The 22378-nt window shown below is 46.8% G+C and carries 17 protein-coding genes and 1 pseudogene; 10 read left to right on the plus strand and 8 right to left on the minus strand.

What is annotated here, in order from left to right; all coding sequences use genetic code 11:
* Positions 1 to 12: 12 nt before the first annotated feature.
* Positions 13 to 4203: a DNA-directed RNA polymerase subunit beta' gene (rpoC, locus tag ACPEPR_RS05020; protein ID WP_075167624.1), complete on the plus strand. Its 4191-nt coding sequence runs from the start codon at positions 13 to 15 to the stop codon at positions 4201 to 4203.
* A gap of 223 nt (positions 4204 to 4426) precedes the next feature.
* Positions 4427 to 4783: a hypothetical protein gene (locus tag ACPEPR_RS05025; RefSeq protein ID WP_005181692.1), complete on the plus strand. Its 357-nt coding sequence runs from the start codon at positions 4427 to 4429 to the stop codon at positions 4781 to 4783.
* Positions 4784 to 4838: 55 nt separating this feature from the next.
* Here ACPEPR_RS05025 and ACPEPR_RS05030 read toward each other — a convergent pair whose 3' ends face one another.
* Positions 4839 to 5321, minus strand: a complete 483-nt coding sequence (locus ACPEPR_RS05030) for a DUF4442 domain-containing protein (protein ID WP_168370321.1) — start codon at positions 5319 to 5321, stop codon at positions 4839 to 4841.
* A 134-nt stretch (positions 5322 to 5455) separates the two neighbouring features.
* On the opposite strand from ACPEPR_RS05030, the gene ACPEPR_RS05035 reads away from it, so the two are divergent.
* The 5 genes from ACPEPR_RS05035 to htpG all read left to right on the plus strand — a co-directional run bounded on the left by ACPEPR_RS05035 (position 5456) and on the right by htpG (position 11296).
* Positions 5456 to 6331, plus strand: a complete 876-nt coding sequence (locus tag ACPEPR_RS05035; protein WP_168399026.1) for an alpha/beta fold hydrolase — start codon at positions 5456 to 5458, stop codon at positions 6329 to 6331.
* Positions 6332 to 6441: 110 nt separating this feature from the next.
* Positions 6442 to 7809 carry a Na+/H+ antiporter family protein gene (locus ACPEPR_RS05040; RefSeq protein ID WP_016659676.1) on the plus strand — a complete coding sequence of 456 codons (1368 nt, stop codon included), beginning with the start codon at positions 6442 to 6444 and terminating at the stop codon, positions 7807 to 7809.
* Between the two features lie 356 nt (positions 7810 to 8165).
* A complete protein-coding gene (locus ACPEPR_RS05045; RefSeq protein ID WP_104500484.1) occupies positions 8166 to 8768 on the plus strand; it encodes an OmpW/AlkL family protein in 603 nt (200 codons plus the stop codon).
* A gap of 171 nt (positions 8769 to 8939) precedes the next feature.
* Positions 8940 to 9284, plus strand: coding sequence for a lysozyme inhibitor LprI family protein (locus ACPEPR_RS05050; protein WP_016659674.1), 345 nt, complete (start codon positions 8940 to 8942; stop codon positions 9282 to 9284).
* A 92-nt stretch (positions 9285 to 9376) separates the two neighbouring features.
* Positions 9377 to 11296, plus strand: a complete 1920-nt coding sequence (gene htpG, locus ACPEPR_RS05055) for a molecular chaperone HtpG (RefSeq protein WP_005181707.1) — start codon at positions 9377 to 9379, stop codon at positions 11294 to 11296.
* Positions 11297 to 11357: 61 nt separating this feature from the next.
* Here htpG and ACPEPR_RS05060 read toward each other — a convergent pair.
* From ACPEPR_RS05060 to ACPEPR_RS05075, 4 genes and pseudogenes are all read right to left on the minus strand, one after another.
* Positions 11358 to 12320, minus strand: a pseudogene (locus ACPEPR_RS05060) (hypothetical protein); the annotation flags it as partial.
* Between the two features lie 262 nt (positions 12321 to 12582).
* Positions 12583 to 13902, minus strand: a complete 1320-nt coding sequence (locus ACPEPR_RS05065; protein ID WP_423562035.1) for a hypothetical protein — start codon at positions 13900 to 13902, stop codon at positions 12583 to 12585.
* 9 nt (positions 13903 to 13911) lie between these two features.
* Positions 13912 to 14091, minus strand: coding sequence for a hypothetical protein (locus ACPEPR_RS05070; protein WP_005181710.1), 180 nt, complete (start codon positions 14089 to 14091; stop codon positions 13912 to 13914).
* Between the two features lie 322 nt (positions 14092 to 14413).
* Positions 14414 to 14575 (minus strand): hypothetical protein, encoded by a 162-nt coding sequence (locus ACPEPR_RS05075; RefSeq protein ID WP_168369786.1) that lies wholly within the window; start codon positions 14573 to 14575, stop codon positions 14414 to 14416.
* Between the two features lie 405 nt (positions 14576 to 14980).
* Between ACPEPR_RS05075 and ACPEPR_RS05080 the strand changes: the two genes are divergently transcribed.
* Complete coding sequence (locus ACPEPR_RS05080; protein WP_005181715.1) at positions 14981 to 15181, plus strand: dodecin family protein; 201 nt, start codon at positions 14981 to 14983, stop codon at positions 15179 to 15181.
* 65 nt (positions 15182 to 15246) lie between these two features.
* Here the strand turns inward: ACPEPR_RS05080 and ACPEPR_RS05085 are convergent, their stop codons facing one another.
* Positions 15247 to 15930, minus strand: coding sequence for a DsbA family oxidoreductase (locus ACPEPR_RS05085; protein WP_160241685.1), 684 nt, complete (start codon positions 15928 to 15930; stop codon positions 15247 to 15249).
* Positions 15931 to 16213: 283 nt separating this feature from the next.
* On the opposite strand from ACPEPR_RS05085, the gene ACPEPR_RS05090 reads away from it, so the two are divergent.
* Together ACPEPR_RS05090 and ACPEPR_RS05095 are read left to right on the plus strand one after the other, a co-directional pair.
* Entirely contained in the window at positions 16214 to 16963 is a 750-nt protein-coding gene (locus ACPEPR_RS05090; protein ID WP_168399022.1) for a hypothetical protein, read from the plus strand.
* A 545-nt stretch (positions 16964 to 17508) separates the two neighbouring features.
* Complete coding sequence (locus tag ACPEPR_RS05095) at positions 17509 to 18870, plus strand: nucleobase:cation symporter-2 family protein (RefSeq protein ID WP_160243595.1); 1362 nt, start codon at positions 17509 to 17511, stop codon at positions 18868 to 18870.
* Between the two features lie 146 nt (positions 18871 to 19016).
* Here the strand turns inward: ACPEPR_RS05095 and fadA are convergent, their stop codons facing one another.
* Entirely contained in the window at positions 19017 to 20189 is a 1173-nt protein-coding gene (fadA, locus tag ACPEPR_RS05100) for an acetyl-CoA C-acyltransferase FadA (RefSeq protein WP_075175015.1), read from the minus strand.
* Positions 20190 to 20201: 12 nt separating this feature from the next.
* Entirely contained in the window at positions 20202 to 22355 is a 2154-nt protein-coding gene (fadB, locus tag ACPEPR_RS05105) for a fatty acid oxidation complex subunit alpha FadB (RefSeq protein WP_104489917.1), read from the minus strand.
* Positions 22356 to 22378: the final 23 nt, after the last annotated feature.

The raw sequence follows: 22378 nt of genomic DNA on the forward strand, positions 1-22378 counted from the left end.
CGGAGAAAAAAATTGAAAGACTTGCTCGATATCATGCGCAAAAAGACGGACTCAGACGGTCATGCTCCTGTAGAGTTTGACCGCATCCGTATTGGTCTTGCGTCACCAGAAATGATTAAGTCGTGGTCTCATGGTGAAGTTAAAAAGCCTGAAACCATTAACTACCGTACCTTCAAACCAGAACGTGACGGTTTGTTCTGTGCCAAAATCTTTGGTCCAGTCAAAGATTACGAATGCTTGTGTGGTAAATACAAGCGTATGAAATACAAAGGCGTCATCTGTGAAAAATGTGGCGTTGAAGTAACAACTGCAAAAGTTCGTCGTGAACGTATGGGTCACATTGAGCTTGCTTCTCCAGTAGCACACATCTGGTTCTTAAAATCACTGCCGAGCCGTATCGGTCTGTTATTAGACATGACCTTACGTGATATCGAACGTGTTCTGTATTTCGAATCTTATGTAGTGACTGACCCAGGTATGACTCCATTTGAGAAATACCAGCTTCTGAACGATGAAGAATACTTCAATGCGTTGGAAGAGCACGGTGATGAATTCACAGCGAAAATGGGTGCAGAAGCAGTTCAGGACCTGTTAAAAGACATCGATCTTGAAAACGAAATCTCACGCCTGCGTGAAGAAATTCCACAAACAACCTCTGAGACGAAACTGAAAAAAGCGTCTAAGCGTTTGAAATTGATGGAAGCGTTCAAAGAGTCGAACAACAAGCCAGAATGGATGGTGATGAATGTACTGCCAGTACTTCCGCCAGACCTTCGTCCGCTGGTTCCGCTTGAAGGTGGCCGTTTCGCAACGTCTGACCTGAACGACCTTTACCGTCGTGTGATTAACCGTAACAACCGTTTGAAGCGTCTTCTTGACCTTGCAGCGCCAGACATCATCGTACGTAACGAAAAACGTATGTTACAAGAGTCTGTAGATGCATTGCTTGATAACGGTCGTCGTGGTCGTGCGATTACCGGTTCGAACAAACGTCCGCTGAAATCTTTGGCCGATATGATCAAAGGTAAGCAAGGTCGTTTCCGTCAGAACTTGTTGGGTAAACGTGTTGACTATTCAGGCCGTTCGGTGATTACCGTAGGTCCTACTTTACGTTTGCACCAATGTGGTCTTCCGAAGAAAATGGCGCTGGAACTGTTCAAGCCGTTCATCTTTGCGAAACTGCAAGCGTCTGGTCAAGCCACTACCATTAAAGCTGCGAAGAAAATGGTTGAGCGCGAGACGCCAGAAGTTTGGGACGTTCTTGCATCTGTGATTCGTCAGCATCCAGTGATGTTGAACCGTGCGCCAACCCTTCACCGTTTGGGTCTGCAAGCGTTTGAACCGATCCTGATTGAAGGTAAAGCGATCCGTCTGCACCCGCTCGTTTGTGCTGCGTTCAACGCCGACTTCGACGGTGACCAGATGGCGGTACACGTACCATTAACACTTGAAGCGCAATTAGAAGCGCGTGCGTTAATGATGTCGACCAACAACATTCTGTCTCCAGCCAACGGTGAGCCAATCATCGTACCGTCTCAGGACGTGGTCTTGGGTCTTTACTACATCACCCGTGATGCGGTAAATGCCAAAGGTGAAGGCATGGTGTTCGCAGATACGCATGAAGTTAACCGTGCCCTTGCAACCGGTCAGGTTGATCTGCACGCTCGCGTAAAAGCGCGTGTATACCAAACTGTCATCAATGACAACGGTGAGCGTGAGCAACAAACTATTGTTGTAGACACCACACCAGGTCGCTGCCTGCTGTGGGAAGTTGTGCCAGAAGGTTTGAGCTTCGAGCAAATTAACGTTGAGATGACCAAGAAAAACATCTCTAAGTTAATCAACTCTTGCTACCGTAAACTGGGTCTGAAAGACACGGTCATCTTTGCTGACCAATTAATGTACTTGGGCTTCCGTCAAGCGACGCGTTCAGGTGTATCGGTTGGTATGGAAGATATGGTTATTCCACCAAGCAAACAGGCGATCATTGACAAGGCAGAAGCTGAAGTTCGTGAAATCGAACAACAGTTCGAACAAGGTTTCGTAACGGCCGGTGAACGTTATAACAAAGTCGTCGATATCTGGGCACGTACCAATGACCAGGTAGCGAAAGCGATGATGGACAACTTGTCTTTCACCACTGTGAAAAACAAACAGGGTGAAGACGAGAAGCAGAAATCATTCAACTCGATCTACATGATGTCGGATTCTGGTGCCCGTGGTTCGGCAGCTCAGATTCGTCAGCTTGCAGGTATGCGTGGTCTGATGGCGAAGCCGGATGGCTCGATCATTGAAACACCAATTAAGGCGAACTTCCGTGAAGGTTTGACGGTACTTCAGTACTTCATTTCAACGCACGGTGCGCGTAAAGGTTTGGCCGATACTGCACTGAAAACTGCGAACTCGGGTTACCTGACGCGTCGTCTGGTTGACGTTGCGCAAGACTTGGTGATCACTGAGCCAGATTGTGGCACCATGGCTGGTCTGGTGATGACACCATTCATTCAGGGCGGTGACGTGATCGAGAACCTGGGTACGCGAGTACTGGGTCGTGTGGTTGCTGAAGACGTGAAGAAAGCCGGTTCAGATGAAGTGATCCTGCCACGTAACACCTTAATTGACGAAAAACTTGCCAACTTCCTGGAAGAGCAAGGTGTCGACGAAGTGAAAGTACGTTCAGTAGTATCATGTGAATCGACCTTCGGTGTGTGTGCGAAATGTTATGGTCGTGACCTTGCACGCGGTCACTTGGTGAACCCAGGTGAATCTGTGGGTGTTATGGCGGCACAATCAATTGGTGAGCCAGGTACACAGTTAACCATGCGTACCTTCCACGTGGGTGGTGCGGCAAGCCGAACTTCGGCTGCCAACAGTGTTCAAGTACGAAACAAAGGTACCGTACGTTTCCACAACGTGAAAACTGTACAACATGCCAAAGGTCACCTGGTATCGACCTCTCGTTCAGGTGAAATTGGTATTGCAGATGACTTAGGTCGTGAGCGCGAGCGCTATAAACTGCCTTACGGTGCGTCAATCTTGCTGAAAGATGGCGAAGCGGTAGAAGCAGGTGGTATCGTGGCGACTTGGGATCCGCATACCCATCCACTGGTAACTGAAGTTGCAGGTAAAGTACGTTTCAGCCAGATCGCTGATGGCGTGACTGTAACGTCGAAAACTGATGATGCAACAGGTATGTCAACGATCGAAATCCTGCCAGTGACTTCACGTCCTGCATCAGGTAAAGATTTGCGTCCTGCTGTTGTATTAGACACCGTGGATGGTGGTGAACAGTTCTACTTCCTGCCACAAAACACCATTCTTTCGGTTCGCGATGGCGAAACCATTGGTGTCGGTGACGTTATTGGTCGTGTACCACAAGAATCTTCACGTACCCGTGATATTACCGGTGGTCTGCCACGTGTTGCTGACTTGTTCGAAGCACGTAAACCAAAAGAGCATGCGATTTTGGCAGAAGTGTCAGGTATCGTGAGCTTCGGTAAAGAGACCAAAGGTAAGAACCGTCTGGTGATTACCCCGGATGATGGTTCAGAGATCTACGAAGAGCTGATTCCGAAATGGCGTACCATTAACGTGTTCGAAGGCGAGCATGTGAACCGTGGTGAAACCATTTCTGATGGTCCACAAAATCCGCATGACATCTTGCGTCTGAAAGGGGAAGTGGCGTTAACCAACTACATCGTGAACGAAGTTCAGGACGTATACCGTCTGCAAGGTGTAAAAATCAACGACAAGCATATTGAAGTGATCGTACGTCAAATGCTGCGTAAAGTTGAAATCACTGACGGTGGTGATACCAGCTTCATCAAAGGCGAACAGGTGGATTACATCCGCGTGGTTCAAGAAAACCAGGCTGTACTTGCACAGAACAAGTTCCCAGCGAAGTTTGATCGCCAGTTGATGGGTATTACCAAAGCATCGCTGTCGACGGATTCGTTCATCTCTGCTGCATCGTTCCAGGAAACCACACGTGTGTTAACTGAAGCGGCTGTAACCGGTAAAGAAGATGATCTACGTGGTCTGAAAGAAAACGTCGTTGTTGGTCGTCTGATCCCAGCGGGTACAGGTTTGGCTTACCACTTAGAGCGTCGTCGTCAGGAAGCAGAAGCTGCAGAATTTGAACTGCAAAATGACTTCTCTGATGTAGACCAAGCATTAAGTCAGGCATTTAACCAGGAATTCTAAGCTGGTGAAATGACAACCAAGAGACGCCTTCGGGCGTCTTTTTTTATGCCTGAAAAAGGGTATCGCGCTGTACTTTGGCGTTAGATGGGCCGGGTTGCTGCTGCAAAGCGGGTGTTTTTACATAAATCCTCTATTGGTTACCAAGTTGGTAACATATTGCTCAGATTCGACCCATCAATATCGAATAAGCTAAAGCTATGACCAAAACAGGGGAAGAGCGATCATGAAAAAAGTTATCGGTGTTATGGCAGCCGCCACCTTATCTACCTTTATGCTGGCCGGCTGTGAAAGTATGTCTCCAAATGAACAGCGTATTGGTGCAGCTGCTTTAGGTGGTGCAATTGGTGGTGGTGTCGGTGGTAATGTCGGCGGTACTGCGGGTGCAGCCATTGGTGGTGGTGCCGGTGCAGCAGTGGGTAGTAAAACCCAGGATGGTTCAAACCGTAACGCGACCTATAGTGGCGTCGGCGGTGCAATTGGTTCTGCGGTAGGTAAAAGCATCTTCGGTGGTAGTACTGGTGCAGCGATTGGTGGTGCGATTGGTGGCGGTGCAGGTGCCGCGATTGAGCAGAACCGCTAAGTCGGGTGCAGACGATCTCACATAAAAAAGCGCTTAAAGATAAGCGCTTTTTTATTTAGCTGGCCGCATGCGGCTTTTTGCGGCGGATGTAGACCGTCTTTTCCACTTCGGCAATACGTACGCCGGCTTCATCAAAAATATTCAGGTGATAGTTGCGATACACTGGTGCGTAATTCTCGGCCAGTTCCCGAATGGTAGCGACCTCCATGGCATTGAGGCGGATATCGGCATAGACCATACTGCGACCGGGCGCTAGAAAGCGGATGGTCGCGGCCTTATCCCAGACAATATATTTTGAGCCAAGATGATGCATCAACAGCAGCATATAAAACGGATCGACCATGGCATACAGGCTACCGCCAAAATGCACCCCAACAATATTCTGGTTTTTACGCGTCAGTGGCATTTTGACACGAATGTGGTAATTGGCCAGATCCATTTTCTCGACCGCAATACCGGCGCCGCGATAGGGGGCATAGCGATTGATCAGGAATTTGGACAGGGTCGGAATTGTCTGTAGTTTTTTTAAAAGGCTCATAAGGGTCAATTATTTTTATTGCACTGATCTGCATACTAGAACAGAAACCGGCAGGTGGCATTGATTTGATTGACTGCGCTTGCCAATAAACAGCCAATACAAGAAATCACCCATAAACAGAACAGGATGTCATCATGCACGCTCATACGCAGTGGATTCATACCTCAGACCAGCAGCGCCTGTATGTCAAAAGCTGGGGCAAGCCGGACAATCCGGCGCTGGTACTGGTTCATGGTTATCCCGACAATCAGGAAGTCTGGGAAGCTGTTATTGCCCAGCTGATTCAGGATTTTTATATTGTGACCTATGATGTGCGTGGGGCCGGTCAGTCTTCCATTCCGAAGCATATTCGTGATTATCGGCTGGCACGCCTGTCTGAAGATTTACTGACTGTGGTGGATGCAGTGCTGCCCAACCGGCCATTTCATCTGGCTGCGCATGATTGGGGTTCAATTCAGTCCTGGGAGTCGGTGACCGATGCCCGGTTTCGCCAGCGGATTCTTTCTTACAGCAGCATTTCCGGGCCTTGTCTGGACCATGCTGCATTCTGGATGCGTGCCCAGTTACAGCAGGGTAAGACTAAATTCTTAAAACAGCTGGGCAAGTCCTGGTATATCGCTGTGTTTCAATTGCCCTTACTGGCACCGACGGTGTGGCAATACATGAGTGCAGAGCGCTGGGGCAAAATGCTACAGCAGCTGGAGCAAAGCCCGGGTCTGGCCTTAAACCCGAATATCCAGCAAGATGGTCAATATGGCGTCAACCTGTATCGGGCCAATTTTATCCCACGTTTGCTCAAACCACGTCAGCGTGTGGCGATTTGTCCGGTACAGGCCGTGGTACTGACCGAAGACCGCTTTGTCAGTCCGGAGCTGATTGATGAAGTGCCGAACTGGGCAGCAGACTTCCAGCGAGTGGAGATTGCGGCCAATCACTGGGCAATTTTAAGCCAGCCGGAGCGGATTGCTCAACATCTTCGGGATTTTGCATTTTCAAAATCAGGCAGTTAATTTGACTGTTACTGGCAAGGTCAAGACAAATATCGGACAGCGCAACAACAGCAGCTAAATAGCGATCAATCTCTGATAAAATAGCGTTTTTTCTCGATCCGTCTTTTCTTATGTTTGCAATTCTTGCCGCCATCGCAGTCATGTTCGGGCTGTCGTTGGCACGTGTTCCTGTTGTTTTTGCACTGGTCATTGGTGCCGTTACGGGTGGTTTGCTGGCTGGTTTGGGCCTGCAAGGTACTTTAGAGGCGTTTAATAATGGCCTGGGCGGTGGTGCTAAAATTGCTTTGGCCTACGGTATTTTAGGTGCTTTTGCACTGGCTCTGGCGCGTTCAGGTTTACCTGATTTATTGGCCTATAAAATGATTCACACCTTAAAGGGTGAGGCCGATCTGAAAGCGCAAAACCGGGTCAAATACTTTATTTTCCTGGTGGTGGCCATTGCCGCGGTATTCTCCCAGAACGTGATTCCGGTACATATTGCCTTTATTCCGGTATTGATTCCGCCATTGTTGATGGTATTTAACCACCTGAAGCTGGACCGTCGTCTGGTGGCCTGTTTATTGACCTTTGGTCTGGTGGCCACCTATATGCTGGTGCCGGTCGGATTTGGCGCCATCTTCCTGAATGATATTCTGGGCCATAATATTAATACCTTTGGCAAGCCGTATGGATTTGAGATCAGCTATGACCAGATTCCAACAGCGATGGCCATTCCGGTATTCGGGATGTTTGTCGGTTTGCTGATCGCGGTGTTTTTCTCATACCGTAAGCCACGTGAATATAAAGACGTGCATATTGAAGAGCAGCAAAGCATTTCGGCTGAAATGGGTGTGGCACAAAAATCAGGTCAACCTGAAGTGGCGACGTTCACCATCTGGATGGCAGTCATTGCGATTCTGGTAACCCTTGGCGTGCAGCTGTATTCAGATTCGATGATTCTGGCCGGTCTGGTTGGTGTAGCGATTCTGAGCTGTGCCGGGATCTTTAAGTGGAAAGAAGCGGACGATGTTATTATTACCGGTATGCGGATGATGGCACTGGTTGGCTTTATTATGATTGCTGCGCAAGGTTTTGCTGCCGTGATTGAGGCAACAGGACAGGTTCCTGCGCTGGTTGAAGCCTCGGTTGACTGGATTGGTAATAGCCAGGCACTTGCAGCCTTTTTAATGTTGTTGATTGGTTTGCTGATTACTCTGGGCATTGGTTCATCATTCTCTACCATTCCGATTCTGGCGATTATTTATGTACCGCTCTGTATTCAATTTGGTTTTAGTCCTGCAGCAACTATTGCGATCATTGGGACTGCGGCTGCACTGGGCGATGCCGGTTCACCTGCTTCGGATTCGACCTTGGGGCCAACCTCAGGCCTGAATATGGATGGTCAGCATGACCATATGAAAGACAGTGTAGTGCCGACCTTTATTCACTTTAATATCCCGCTGATGATTTTTGGCTGGATTGCCGCCATGGTGCTTTAACCTGAAATATCCCGGGAATAAAATCCCGGGATTTTTTTGAATCATAGATGTATTTATAATAAATCTTATAATCATTCTGATAATCTAATAATAGATGTATTTAAAATATATATTATAGAGCGTTTAAAATAAACCTGAGTATTTTAATCTGAATATTATTATTTAATCTTGATAAAGAAGGTTGGTATTTAAAACCAAGTTGTGTGGTTGGTTAAAATAAATTAATTTAATAATCAATAGTTTGAAAATAATATAAAATTATTATATCGGATAAGTATTGCATATTAATTTCTAACGTGTTTATTATTAATTAATGTTTAATTTTTGAATAAATAATCTTCCAGTGGGGTATTAAAATGTTAAAGCAAATTACACTCGTTGCATTAATGGGTCTTTCTGCTTCTGCGATGGCAGGCCAATGGCAAGTCAAGCTGGGCGGTTCGGTTGTAGCACCTACTCAGGATACTCAGACTGCGTTAGGTGTTGTTGAAGCTGATCATGAATATGCATTTACCCCGTCAGTTGAATATTTCTTTAATGACAATATTTCGACAGAACTGCTTTTAGCTGCACCAATTAACCATGATGTTCAGTTAGCGGGTACAGATGTGGTACGTATTAAACATTTACCACCAACGCTGACGGCAAAATACCATTTTAAAAACAATACCGGTTTTACACCGTACATTGGTGTCGGTGGTACCGCATTTGTGGCTTGGGATGAGCGTGGTAAAAATGCCTTAGCTGATGCGGATATTAAAGTAAAAGAAGATTTTGGTTTTGCCGGCCAGATTGGTTTTAACTTCCAGCCTGCAGATGCCAAAAACTGGGGCGTATTCTTTGATGCACGTTATGCGCAACTTAGCCCTGAAGTTACTTTAAGTGGTGATGTGGCAGCCCAATTCGATTTAGATATCGATCCAATGGTGTACACCATCGGTTATAGCTACAAATTCTAATTATAAAAAAGTACCAATAATAAAATTCAGCGTAGCCCCATCCTGGTGATGGGGCCTTTTTATTGCAAAATGATAACAATAGAACAAAATCAGAATATTGAGTTAAGTATTCGTTTTCATTTAATTTGTAGTGAATGAAATGAAAGAAATGAAAAAGTGAGAAGATCAAATATGAATAGAAATACAACCTTTGCCTTGGTCTTCGCCAGTTTGATCAGCCTGCCTGCCGCTGCAGCCAGCTTTAATTGTGAACGTGCTCAAACCCCAACCGAACATGCCATTTGTGAACATCGTAATGTTAATGATGCCGATGTGAAGATGGCCACCACCTATAAAATTATTAACCGTCTGGTACCGATGGGGACACGTTCGGCTATACGGGATGAACAGGTGCGCTGGCTGGCCCTGCGTGACCGCTGTGGCCAGTCGGTTGAATGTCTGACCCAGGTTTACCAGATGCGTCAGCAAAAGCTGGAGCAGTATATGCAGCGGGTCTATCAGCAGGGCCCATTTTAATATTTTTTTGTTTTACTATTGAAAAATCGTCGCCTCACTCCAATTCATAAGGCATTCCAATACAACAATGCTGTCAATTTAAGGAGTGATGAATGAGCGAACAAAGCGCACAAAAACACAGTTTCCAGGCTGAAGTGGCTCAGCTTTTACATTTGGTGACGCATTCTCTTTATTCCAACCCTGAAATTTTTCTGCGTGAACTGATTTCTAACGCCTCTGATGCCTGCGATAAATTGCGTTTTGAAGGCATCAACCATCCTGAATATTATGAAAATGATCCGGACCTGCGCGTGCGTGTGCGTCTGGATGCAGAGAACAATACCCTGACCATTTCCGATAACGGTATTGGTTTAAGCCAGCAGGAAGCGATTGATAATCTGGGGACCATTGCCAAATCCGGCACCAAAGACTTTATGTCCAAGCTGACCGGTGATCAAAAAGCCGATGCCCAGCTGATTGGCCAGTTTGGGGTGGGTTTCTACTCTGGCTTTATTGTGGCCGATAAAATTACCGTAGAATCACGCCGTGCCGGTCTGGACGCATCGGAAGGTGTACGCTGGATCAGCGGTGGCACCGGTGAATTTGAAGTCGAGCAAATCAACAAGGAAGGTCGTGGCACCGACATCATCCTGCATTTACGTGAAGATGCGTTGGACTATCTGCAAAGCTATAAAGTGAAGCAGATTATCAATAAATATTCTGATCACATCAGCCTGCCCATTCAAATGCAAAAAGAAGTCTGGCAGGAAGAGGAAGTAGCGGAAGGTGAACAGCCAAAAGGCGGCCAGTATGTGAAAACTGATGAATGGGAAGCGATTAACTCGGCCAGTGCTTTATGGACCCGCAGTAAAAACGAGATTAGCGAAGAACAGTATATCGAGTTTTATAAAAACCTGAGCCATGATTTTGAAGCGCCGCTGGCCTGGTCGCATAACCGTGTCGAAGGCAGCACCGAATATACCCAGTTGCTGTATATTCCACCAAAAGCACCACATGATATTTTTACCCGCGAAGCCAAAGCTGGCATCAAGCTGTATGTCAAACGCGTGTTTATTATGGATGATGCTGACAACCTGATTCCAAACTATTTGCGCTTTGTACAGGGTGTGGTGGATAGCGCCGATTTACCGCTGAACGTCAGCCGTGAACTGCTACAGGAAAGCCGCGATGTGAAAACCATACGTGAAGGTAACGCACGCCGTGTGCTGACCATGCTGGATGGTCTGGCCAAATCTGAAGATGAAAAAGACCAGAACAACTTCAAGACTTTCTATCGTGAATTTGGTTCGGTCTTAAAAGAAGGCCTGGGCGAAGACTTTGGTAACCGTGAGCGTATCCTGAAATTATTACGCTATGCGACCTCCACCCAGGATGAGGTCAGCACCTCACTGGCAGATTACAAAGCGCGGATGCAGGACGGCCAGAAAGCCATTTACTATGTAACCGCAGATAGCCTGACCGCGGCCAAGAACTCGCCGCAGCTGGAGCTGTTCAAGAAAAAAGGCATTGAAGTCCTGCTGATGACTGAACGTGTTGATGAATGGGCCATGAACTTCGTACATGAGTTTGATGGTACACCGCTGCAAAACGTGTCTAAAGGTGCGGTCGATTTGGGCGATCTGCAAGATGCTGAAGAGAAGAAGGCACTGGAACAGGCGGCAGAGCAGTTTAAGCCAGTGGTGGAGCAGCTGTCTGAATCGTTGAAAGACAAAACCAAAGAAGTGCGCGTGACCACACGACTGGTTGATTCTCCAGCCTGTCTGGTTACGGCTGACGGGGAATTGTCGCCACAGCTGATCCGGATGCTGAAAGATGCTGGTCAGCCGGTGCCAGAAATGAAGCCGATTCTGGAAATTAACCCGCAGCATCCACTGGTGCAAAAACTGCAAGGTTCGGCTCAGTTTGATGATCTGGCCAATGTGATTTTTGATCAGGCGCTGATTGCAGAAGGGGGACTGCCAGAAAATCCGGCAGAGTACCTGAAACGCATCAACAGCTTATTATTGAAATAAGCCCATTAAAAAAACCTCCTGCGGGAGGTTTTTTTAATGCACGATTATATTGTTGACGGTTTTAGAACAGGGCTTCTAAACGCAGCAAGACACTCGGGTAATGGCTGCGGTCTTCACGGTCATCATTATAGTAATTCAGGTCGCCCTGCACAAAAAACCATTCACGCAAGAACGGCTGACGCCAGGACACAAACGGTCCCCAGCTGTTCAGGCGTAAATCATCATTATGATAATAACCGCCGGTGTAGAGCCCGTAGTTAAAACGGTTGCCGTGGAAGAACTGGTGCTGTCTAAAGCTGTAGTTGTCCCATCTGAGGTCATCATCCTGTTCATCGGCATAGGTCAGGCTAAACTGGTTGCTTAAAAACGGATGATCGGGCCGGGCATGAATGAGTTCCAGGTTGGTTCTTAAATAGTTTTCACTGTCGAGGCCGTAACGGTAAATCTGCTCGGCATGAAAGGAAAAGTCATTGACCAGTTCCCAGTCCTTGGCAATTTTTAAACGGGCATAAATATCATCACCGGAACGCACCCCGAGGTCGGCATCAGTTTCAAAGGGTAAGCGTTCAGTGAAGTCAGACCAGCGTAAGGCCAGGGAGCTGTTGTCTTCACGCGCCCGTCGACCATCCAGGGTTTTGTCCGGGCTGTTGCTGGGGTTTTCATTGGTAATGGCAACACTGTTTTGCAGTTCGTTATCCAGTGAGTCATCACCAAAGACCAGACTTAATTTGCGTTCCAGCGTCGGCAGTTTAATCCGGCCACGTACCCGCGGTTTAATATCGTAGTCATCATATTTGTTCCAGCGACTGTCGACCAGAATACGCAAGGTCGCAGAGGCCGGTTCCTCCGGGCTAGTTTCTCCAAACCAGTTATCAATTTTATGTGCGGTATTGTCTGCCCAGTGGCGAATCTGTTTCTGGCGCCGGTCTACCCAGCTTTGTTCTTCGGTTTCATGCGTGGGCGGCACAGTCGGTTCATTCGACTGTTCCGGCAAAATGGTCGGGGTGGCATCAATCAGGCGCGGCAGGGTATAGAAAAAACCATTACCCGCCTCAGTTTCGGGCACCAGCGGCACCTCATAACCTGGTGGTGCGGTCTGCGGTTCTGTCTCCAGGTTGGTATTGTTGTCTGCAACCGTATATCCACTGCCTAACAGGCAAAATAATAATAATGAGGGCGCTATAAAATGTACTTTTCTTGGCATTATTTACTGATCTTTAAGCTCTTTTTGCTAGTGTTGAAAATCTTCAGGCGAAAAGCAAGATGCAGCTACAAAAACATAAACATTAATTGGCGGTGAGCTGTTGAATGGCCTGAACCAGACGTAAAGGGTCGACTGGCGCAGGCAGGTGATTCAATACTTTTTGAATAATTTGCCAGCTCACGCCCTGCTGACGATCGAGCAGAATATAGGGGTAGGCCTGTTCGGTACGCGCCAGTTGTAAACGCTGCTGGCCATGAATCAGGCGAATTTTTTGTCGCTCTTTTAATAAAATCAGCGGGGTGGCCAGCGTGGCTGCTGTTTCCTCAAACTGGATAAATTTCTGGGTATGAATCAGTTGTAGCGGAATAAACGGATAATAATCTTCTTTGTGCCAGATCATCTGCTTGGCATGTTGATAGCACTGAAACAGGCTGTCCAGCGCAAACAGCTGGCTTTCCAGTACAGCGCTGTCTATTTCACGGATTGCGGCAATTTCATGTTCATGCTGCTGGCTAAAGGCATGGGCAAAACGGGTGGCCTGCATAGCATCCAAGGCGCCAAACAAGACCAGATATTTAATAAAACGACCTTGGGCATTGATCTGCTCGGCCACATAACCGGGGCGTTTGAGCAGAGCCGCTTGCTCTGCATCATGAACCAGCACATCGGCATACTGCATCACTTCAGGCCGGGCTGGTAAAAATACCCGGCACAGTTTTTCCGCCGGCAGATGGTCCAGGGGTAATTCGGAAATCGGGCAGCTGAGCTGATTGAGCAGCAGATGACGGGCGCTAGACTCTGCTTGCTGTTCAGGCTGAACAGGTGCGGCTTTGGTAGGCTTGAGTTGCTGAGCTGCTGCTTCAGGTTCTATCGCTACAGCTGTACGTACTGCGACGGTATGCTGAAAGGCCTGCGTTGCGGCATAGTTTTGCTGGTTAAGTAATTCCAGATCGGTGTGCAGACTGCGATACTGATGCTGCTGTTGCAACATCCAGCGATAGACCTGTTCCAGATTGCCCCAGTCACTGAGCAGGGCAGTACGTGCGGGTGCCGGAATCAGCCAGATTTGCCAGCCGGAGGCAGGCTGATACAAGATAGCCCAACCTGAATCGGGCTGGGTATATAAAGCTTGTTCTAGCGCCTCAACCTGCTGAAACACCCCCCGAAAAGAACATGCATAAATGGTGTCGCGCGCAAATTCTTCGGCAGAACGTTCCGGCTGCACCTGTGCCTTATAGGCCAGAATCTGTTTTTTAAACAGCGGCTGGTCGCATTCAACAAAAATACTTTTAATCCGGCTTTTGGCCTTGGCGGTTTCATACAGACTCAAGGAACGACGCTCCAGTGCGCCCGTCAGGTCATGCAGTTCTTTAATCAGCCGGGATTTTTCTAAAGTATTCATGGTGGAAACTTAAACCAGTTGTTGTGCTTTTTCCAGATAACTGGCCAGGACAATATTCAGGGCCAGTTCAACCAATTTGTATTCGGCAGAATGCGGCTGTGAATAATGTTCCGCCAGCGCCACCAGATTTTCTACATTAATCTCTTGTGGAGAAATTTTTCTCTGAATCAGGGCTTGAAGTTCGTGCATTGCTCTCTCATCAACCTGTACTTAAATAATTGTTTTGGATCACTTTGATTATAGGTATTTCACTAAAAATTACATGAAAAAAAATGTCAGCTTTTGTGGATTTTTAGGCATTTATGACAGAAATTGGGATTTCAATATAAGAAATATTAAAAAATTTTTTAGATAAATTTCAGTTAAATCAGAGAATAAACAGATCATGCTGCCGAATTGACAAAAAATGTCAGTCTGGAACTGCCCGGTCGGATCAGGTGCAAGGCACAGAATGGTCCCAAACTGCAATAAAAAAAGCAGACCTGAGGTCTGCTTGTATTTAAAGAAGTGCTTAAGCTTCTTTGTTCTGTTCAGCGCTTGCAGGCTGATCATTGCTCACGGTTTCAGTGTGGGCTTTTTCAGTCGGGAAGCTTGGTACATAAACCATTTCTGCTGATACATTGGCTGCATACAGGGTGACCATAAACAGGCCAAGCGCTTTTAAAACGTTCATCAATCTTACCTTCACAAAAAAAGGATGACTTGGGAGAAAAGTCATCGTGGGAGAGTGTATTCAAACAACAGCTATGATAGCGCGTTGTGATTGAGAGAAAATGATTATATCGGCAAGTTTAAGACTTTTTGTTAAAAAATAACATTTAAAAACAATAAATTAGAATAATTGCTCTAATCATTTAGCTACAAGATTTAAATTAATGATGATTTTTACAAGAACGAGATCATCCTGTTTTAAGATGAAAAAATCTCCAGATTTTTTGCCCCATCCATGCGTCATCTCTGTACAAATCCCTTGATCTGTATAGAGATGTAAGTTTTTGACGCGGTATGGTTAAGCGCTCTTTTATTGTCTATTTTTTATTCTAAGATGAACGTTTATACCAACACTGAGGGATCAATCATGGCGATTGCAAAAGTAGTAGAAGTGAATGCCAGCAGTAATAAAAGTTTTGAAGATGCCATTCAAAGCGGCATTGCCAAAGTCGGTGAAACAGTCAAAAACCTGCAGGGTGCCTGGATTAATGAACAGAAAGTGGTGATTAAGGACAATAAGATTACCGAGTATCGGGTTAATTTAAAAATCAGTTTCCTGGTGGAATAAAGTACATAGAAAAAAATCCCCGTAAGGGGATTTTTTATGGCAGCGATGCTTAAGGATGTAACTGCTTATTGTTCCGGTACATCGCACTGGTCATCCTGACATTGCGCGCCGTTGTCTGTAGGTGTTTCCAAAGCTTTTTTCAGCACCTGTTCAAACACTTCCCGTGGCTGGGCACCGGCTAAAGCAACGCGCTGGTCAAATACAAAAAAGGGTACGCCCGTCACTTTAAGCTGATCACGTGCTACATCCTGATCAAATTTCACAAAATCGGCATAGGCATCGGAATCGAGCACATCATCGACTTCCACCGGGTTTAAACCGATACGTGCAGCGACATCTTCCAGCGTTTCGCGTTCGCCAATGGCCAGACCTTGGGTCATATAGCTGTAGAAAAAAGCCTCTTTGGCTTCATTGCCCAAGCCTTTGCTTTGTGCCAGATGAATCAGACGGTGGGCATTCAAGGTATTGCCGGAATTGGCCTGTTCCCAGTTAAACTGGATGCCTTCTTCAGCAGCCATGCTGGCAATATTGCGCTGCATGTCTTCTACTTCTGCCAAGGTACGGCCATATTTTTGTGCCAGACGTTCAGAGTTGGAAATTTCCTGACGTTCCGGTGCCTCCGGGTCAAGCTGGAAGCTGTGCCAGTGCACCTCAAGTTCTACGCCGACCTGTGCTGCCGCGGCTTCAAGACGTTTTTTGCCGATATAACAGAAAGGGCAGACCACATCGGACCAGATATCTACACGCATGAATATTCTCTTTGCATTGTTTTCAACTATTGATGGGGATGATTTGCCTGAATTAAAGCCGAGATGGGTACTTTGCCGCCAGCAAACCGTATTTTTCATCCTCATCACTTTATATTTTTTGAAAATGAGCTAAACAATAAAAAATTAGCTGAATAAAATAAATCACTTAAGTCATTTTTATTGTTTGATCTTTTGTGTGCTTTGTTGAATAATTTTGTCTAAAAAACAGGCGATACAACAACAAAGCGTTATGATAACGAGAAATACAACAAGAGGACAGGATATGCGACGTATAGTGTGGATCATCGTCCTCGTGACCTGTGCCGTGTTTGGATTGATGTTTTATCAATATCAGGCACAACAAAAAGAACTGACCCAATTACACGAATATCAGAACGTACTGTATGACAAGGCCGAGCAGATTTATGTACAGGCGCAGGATTGGTCGACCCCGATTCAGGTTGATCCGTCCGATCCGCGTTTAAGCGGTGATTATGCCCTGATGGCTGAATTTGTGATTAGTCATCTGGTGCAAAGTGCCGAAGCGCGTAATAGCTATTTACGCGAACTGAAAGCGTTGCAATGGGATCAGTTTCTGGATATTAAACGCCTGAATGAAGATAAAAAACAGGACTATGCTGAAACTGAAGCGATGCTGTCACAGGTCAAGGCTATGATGGAGCTATATCAGGAGCATCTGACTGAACATGAAGCACAGGCGCTGGCCCAAATTGAAGAATTACCGATTAAATCGCACCTGCGCCGTCAGTTAAGTGAATCTCTGCTGGAAAGCCGCCAGAATGATGAAGGCACGATGCTGTTTGAGCTGGAAAAACAGAGCCTGAGTCAGGCCTATGTGCTGCTTGGGATTCTAAAAAATAATCGCTGGGAAATGAAAAACAACCTGTTTATGTTCTATGAAGATGCAGGCCTGAAACAGTTTAATCAGGCCTATCAGGACATGCTCAAGCTGAATCAGCAAATGCAGGAGATTACCCAGGCGCATCAGCAGGCATTGGCTGAAAAACTGTAAGTAACAGCTCAACTTCTTGCACCTGTTTTAAGCCAAAGCTTAATACTGCCCCAACACCGTCATGGGGCAGTATCGGCAGATGCAAGGTGCATTCTTAATGATCACCTGGCCACAGGCTCAGGACATATTTTAGTGCTGCTGCTGGCCGCGATGGCTGTGAAAATGCACTGTGAGTGTACAGCCTCTAGCGCTTTTTAAGGGTGTGGATGGCTACGAGTTATATACATGGACAGCATCGTGCGTGATCCATTTAAAAAGAGGAAAAGAATAAAATTATGAATGAAAAAATATTGGTATAAGTAATTGATAAAATTCTAAAATTTAAGAAATTATCTTTCTATTCTTTCTTGTTTTTAACTAGTTCATCTCCTCCTCATGTTGGTGCCGATTTACCAGCAAAATCCGACAGATTTTTTAAAATGGCATAGTAATTGCTCCAATCCCGCAGGAAGCGCGCTTGTCTGCAACATGCAGGCAAGGGCCAGTATATTTTTAAAAGATGGCTTCAGAGAAAAGCATCACTGAGCTGCGGCGTGGGGCTACACATGACAACGAGCAAACAGAATATTTCGCCCGAAGATGAATTTTTAGGGACAGGAAAAAGCCTGACTTATGGCTTACAGCATGTATTAACCATGTATGGCGGTATTGTGGCGCCGCCATTGATTGTTGGCACAGCGGCCGGTTTAACTGCTGCGCAAATCGGGATCTTGATTACTGCTTCATTATTTATGGGTGGACTGGCGACTTTGTTACAGACCTTGGGGGTGAAATATTTCGGGGCACGCTTGCCACTGGTGCAAGGCGTGTCCTTTGCCGGCGTGGCCACCATGGTCGGTATTGCCACCACGGGTGGCGGTTTTAATGCCATTCTGGGCGCGGTGATTGCCTCCTCCTTAATCGGGTTATTGCTGACGCCGTTTTTTGCCAAGATTATCCGTTTCTTTCCACCGGTGGTGACTGGCTGTGTGATTACCATCATCGGCCTGTCTTTATTGCCGGTGGCCGTGCGCTGGATTATGGGTGGTAATAGCAATGCACCTGACTGGGGTTCTATGCAGAATATTGGTCTGGCCGCCATGACCCTGGGGATTTTGCTGCTTTTAAGCCGTTTTGGTTCTGAAACCATTCGCCGTACCGGAATTTTACTGGCGATTCTGATCGGTTCGATTCTGGCCTATGTCTTGGGTTTTGGCGATTTTTCCAAAGTGGGTGAGGGTGCCTGGTTTGCCTTTCCTGACTTTTTGGCTTTTGGCGCACCGACTTTTCATCTGTCTGCAATTCTGGCCATGACCATTGTGATGGTGGTGGTGTTAACTGAAACCACGGCCGATATTATTGCAGTGGGAGATATTGTCGGTGCCAAAGTCGATGACAAGCGTATTGCCAATGGCTTGCGCGCCGATATGATTTCCTCAGCAGTAGCGCCCTTCTTTGGCACCTTTATGCAAAGTGCCTTTGCTCAGAATGTGGGGTTGGTGGCGATTACCGGTGTGAAAAGCCGTTTTGTGGTAGCTGCCGGTGGCTTGATTCTGGTGATCTTGGGCTTGCTGCCGATTATGGGCCGTATTATTGCTTCCATTCCTACGCCGGTATTAGGCGGCGCTGGTCTGGTCCTATTTGGTACAGTGGCGGCCAGCGGGATTCGTACTTTATCTAAACTGGACTATAGCGACCAGAAGAATCTGATTATTGTCGCAACATCTCTGGCTGCCGGGATGATTCCAATTATTGATCATTCTTTCTATGCCCAGTTTCCGACCTGGTTTAAAACCCTGTTCCATTCGGGCATTAGCTCGGCCTGTGTGATGGCGATTTTCCTGAATATTCTGTTTAACCATCTTCATTTTGGTAAAAAGACAGTGGTTGAGCCAGTGTTAACCACAGTGGCCAAGCCGGAACATTAAGGCGATGAGCTGAAGCTTGTTTCAGTCGTGATTGAGATGCAATTTAAAAACGCCCGATGTAGCACATGGGGCGTTTTTATTAAGTGATTTCTGCGAATATAAAAAACCCCGTATTAAGCGGGGTTTTTTATCTTGGTATTTAAAGATTAAACACGCTCGATAATGGTCGCGATGCCTTGGCCCAAACCAATACACATGGTCGCTAAACCGATTTGTGTATCTTGCTGTTCCATCACGTTAAGCAGTGTCGTGGTGATACGTGCACCCGAACAACCCAATGGGTGACCCAATGCAATTGCACCACCGTTCAGGTTAACGCGGTCTTGCTGGTCATAAATACCCAAGCCTTTCAGTACAGACAGACCTTGTGCCGCAAATGCTTCGTTCAATTCAAAAGTTTGAATATCAGCAATCGACAGACCAGCGCGCTTCAGGGCTTTTTGCGTTGCTGGTACTGGACCATAACCCATAATTGCCGCATCACAGCCGGCAACCGCCATTGAACGAATCACGGCACGTGGTTTCAGACCCAAAGCCTGCGCACGCTCATAAGACATCAACAGCATGGCAGATGCACCATCAGAGAGGGCAGATGAAGTGGCTGCTGTGACAGAACCGCCTTTCGGATCGAACACTGGGCGTAATGCCTTGAATGCTTCCAGGTTAGCATCTGGACGAATCACTTCATCCACATCGCATAGCTGCAATTTGCCTTCAGCATCATGACCTTCAATACCGACGATTTCATTCTTGAAACGGCCTTCTTGGGTAGCAGCCCAGGCGCGGCGGTGAGATTCCACACCAAACGCATCCTGTTCTTCACGGCTAATGCCGTTCATACGACCCAGCATTTCTGCTGTTAAGCCCATCATGTTAGATGCTTTGGCATAGTATTTAGAGGCTTCAGGATTCAGGTCGATGCCGTGCATCATGCCTACATGGCCCATATGCTCAACACCACCAATAATGAAAATATCACCCTGGTTAGTAGCAATTTGCGCCGCTGCAGTATGAATCGCCTGCATGGATGAACCACATAAACGGTTCACAGTTTGACCTGCCACAGTTTTTGGCAGTTCAGCCAGTAAGGCAATGTTACGGCCAATGTTCATGCCCTGTTCCAGAGTCTGGTTGACACAGCCCCAGATTACATCTTCAACTTCGTTGACATCAAATTGGTTACGAGCAACTAAAGCGCGAACCAGCTCCGCAGACATGCTGTCAGCACGTACATTGCGGAACATACCGTTTTTGCTTTTGCCCATGGCAGTACGTACGCCATCAACAATCACAACGTCACGTGGATTTAAAGTAGCCATTCACGTCGCTCCTTAACCGTAGAATTTCTTGTTGTTTTCAGCCATGTCACGCAGCATTTGCGGCGCTTCATATGCTTTACCTAAGTGCGCATATTTATCGCAAAGCGCAACATACTCAGCCACACCTGTCTGGTCGATGTAACGGCATGGACCACCACGGAATGGAGGGAAGCCTACACCCATGATCATCGCCATATCGGCTTCAGATGGTGTTGCGACAATGTTGTCTTCCAGGCAACGAACCGTTTCGTTACAGAAAGCCAGCATCATACGGTCAATGATTTCTTGTGGATCAAACTCGCGTTTTTCACCAGTCACCACGCCTGCAATTAACTCATAAGCAGTTGAATCAACGGTCTTGGCTTTTTTGCCTTTTTTGTCCAGTTCGTATTTATAGAAACCGACATCGTTCTTTTGACCCAGACGCTGGTTTTCATACATTACCTGGATTGAGCCTTTGTAGTCTGGTTTCATACGGTCCGGGAAGCCTTCTGCCATCACTTCTGCGCCGTGAACGCCAGTGTCGATACCAACCACGTCCATCAGGTAAGCAGGACCCATTGGCCAGCCGAATTTTTCCATGACTTTGTCGATTTGCTGGAAGTCTGCACCATCTTTCAGTAACAGATCAAATGCACCGAAGTAAGGGAACAAGACGCGGTTCACCAGGAAGCCCGGGCAGTCATTGACCACGATTGGGGTTTTACCCATTTTCTGCGCAAGAACAACCGTCGTCGCAATGGCTTCAGCAGAAGTTTTCTCACCACGGATCACTTCTACCAGTGGCATCATATGTACCGGGTTAAAGAAGTGCATCCCCACGAAGTTTTCTGGACGTTCCAGGTTTTCAGCCAGACGCGTGATTGAAATTGTAGACGTATTAGAAGCAATGATCGTGTTTTCACGAACTTTGGCTTCAGTTTCTTTCAGTACGATGCCTTTGACTTTTGGATTTTCAGTCACGGCTTCAATCACGATGTCCACTTCTTTAAACTCGTCATAGCTTAAAGTCGGGCGGATACGTGCCAGGGTTTCACCCATTTGCGCCGGTTTCATCTTCTTGCGTTCAACCTGCTTGGTCAGCAGTTTGTTCGCTTCAGACATACCTAAGGCCAGTTGCGGGTTACCAATGTCTTTCATGATAATTGGTGTGCCTTTGCTTGCCGCCTGGTAAGCAATACCACCACCCATAATCCCGGCACCTAAAACAGCGGCCTGGTTAACAGGATGAGCACCTTTTTCATGTTTTTTTGAAGTTTTCTTTACGACCTGGTCGTTCAGGAACAGACCAATTAAGGCACCCGCTTGTGGGGTGACCGCAGCTTTGGCAAAACCTTCCGCTTCTGCTTTTAGGGCATCATTACGGCTCAGGCCAGCGCCGGCTTGTAATGAATCGAGTAACAGTTTTGGTGCCGGATATTGAGCCGGATTGGCTTTGGCCAGTACCGCACCTTTGGCTGTGTTGAACGCCATCATCTGTTCCAGCGGGTTCAATTTCACCGGATCGAGTTTTTCCTGACGCTTGGCTTTCCAGTCCAGACGGCCAGCTGCTGCCTGTTTAGCCAGATCAACCGCTGCTTCAGTCAGTTTGTCTGCGGCAACAACGGCATCTACTGCACCATCTTTTAATGCTGCGGCTGGTTTTTTCGGATTGGCCATTGCCATCCATTCCACCGCATTGTCGATCCCGATTAAACGGCTTAAACGTACTGTACCACCAAAGCCCGGGAAAATTCCCAGTTTGATTTCTGGCAGGCCGACTTGCGCCTGTTCGGACATGACACGGTAGTCACAGACCAGACACATTTCAAAACCGCCACCCAGCGCCATACCATTAATGGCAGCCACTTTAGGAATATCTAAATCTTCAAAGCTGTTGAAGATGTCGTGAACAGGCAAGGCCCATTCTACAATTGCTTGTTCGCCTTGTGCGAAGTTTTCACCAAACTCAGTGATATCTGCACCCACGATGAAGGTCGATTTACCTGAAGTGACCACCAAGCCTTTAATTTCACTATTGGCTTTGACAGCGTCAATTGCAGCTTTAAAATCTTCAATCGTTGCACGGTTAAATTTGTTGACCGACTCACCTTGTAAGTCAAAGCGGAATTCTGCAATTCCGTCCGAAAGCATTTGGACGGTAATGGCATTGCCAGCGTGGATCATGCCTGATCTCCTTTATTTTGGAG

It is taken from the genome of Acinetobacter sp. AND/436 (assembly GCF_049546925.1).
Lineage (GTDB): Bacteria > Pseudomonadota > Gammaproteobacteria > Pseudomonadales > Moraxellaceae > Acinetobacter > Acinetobacter indicus.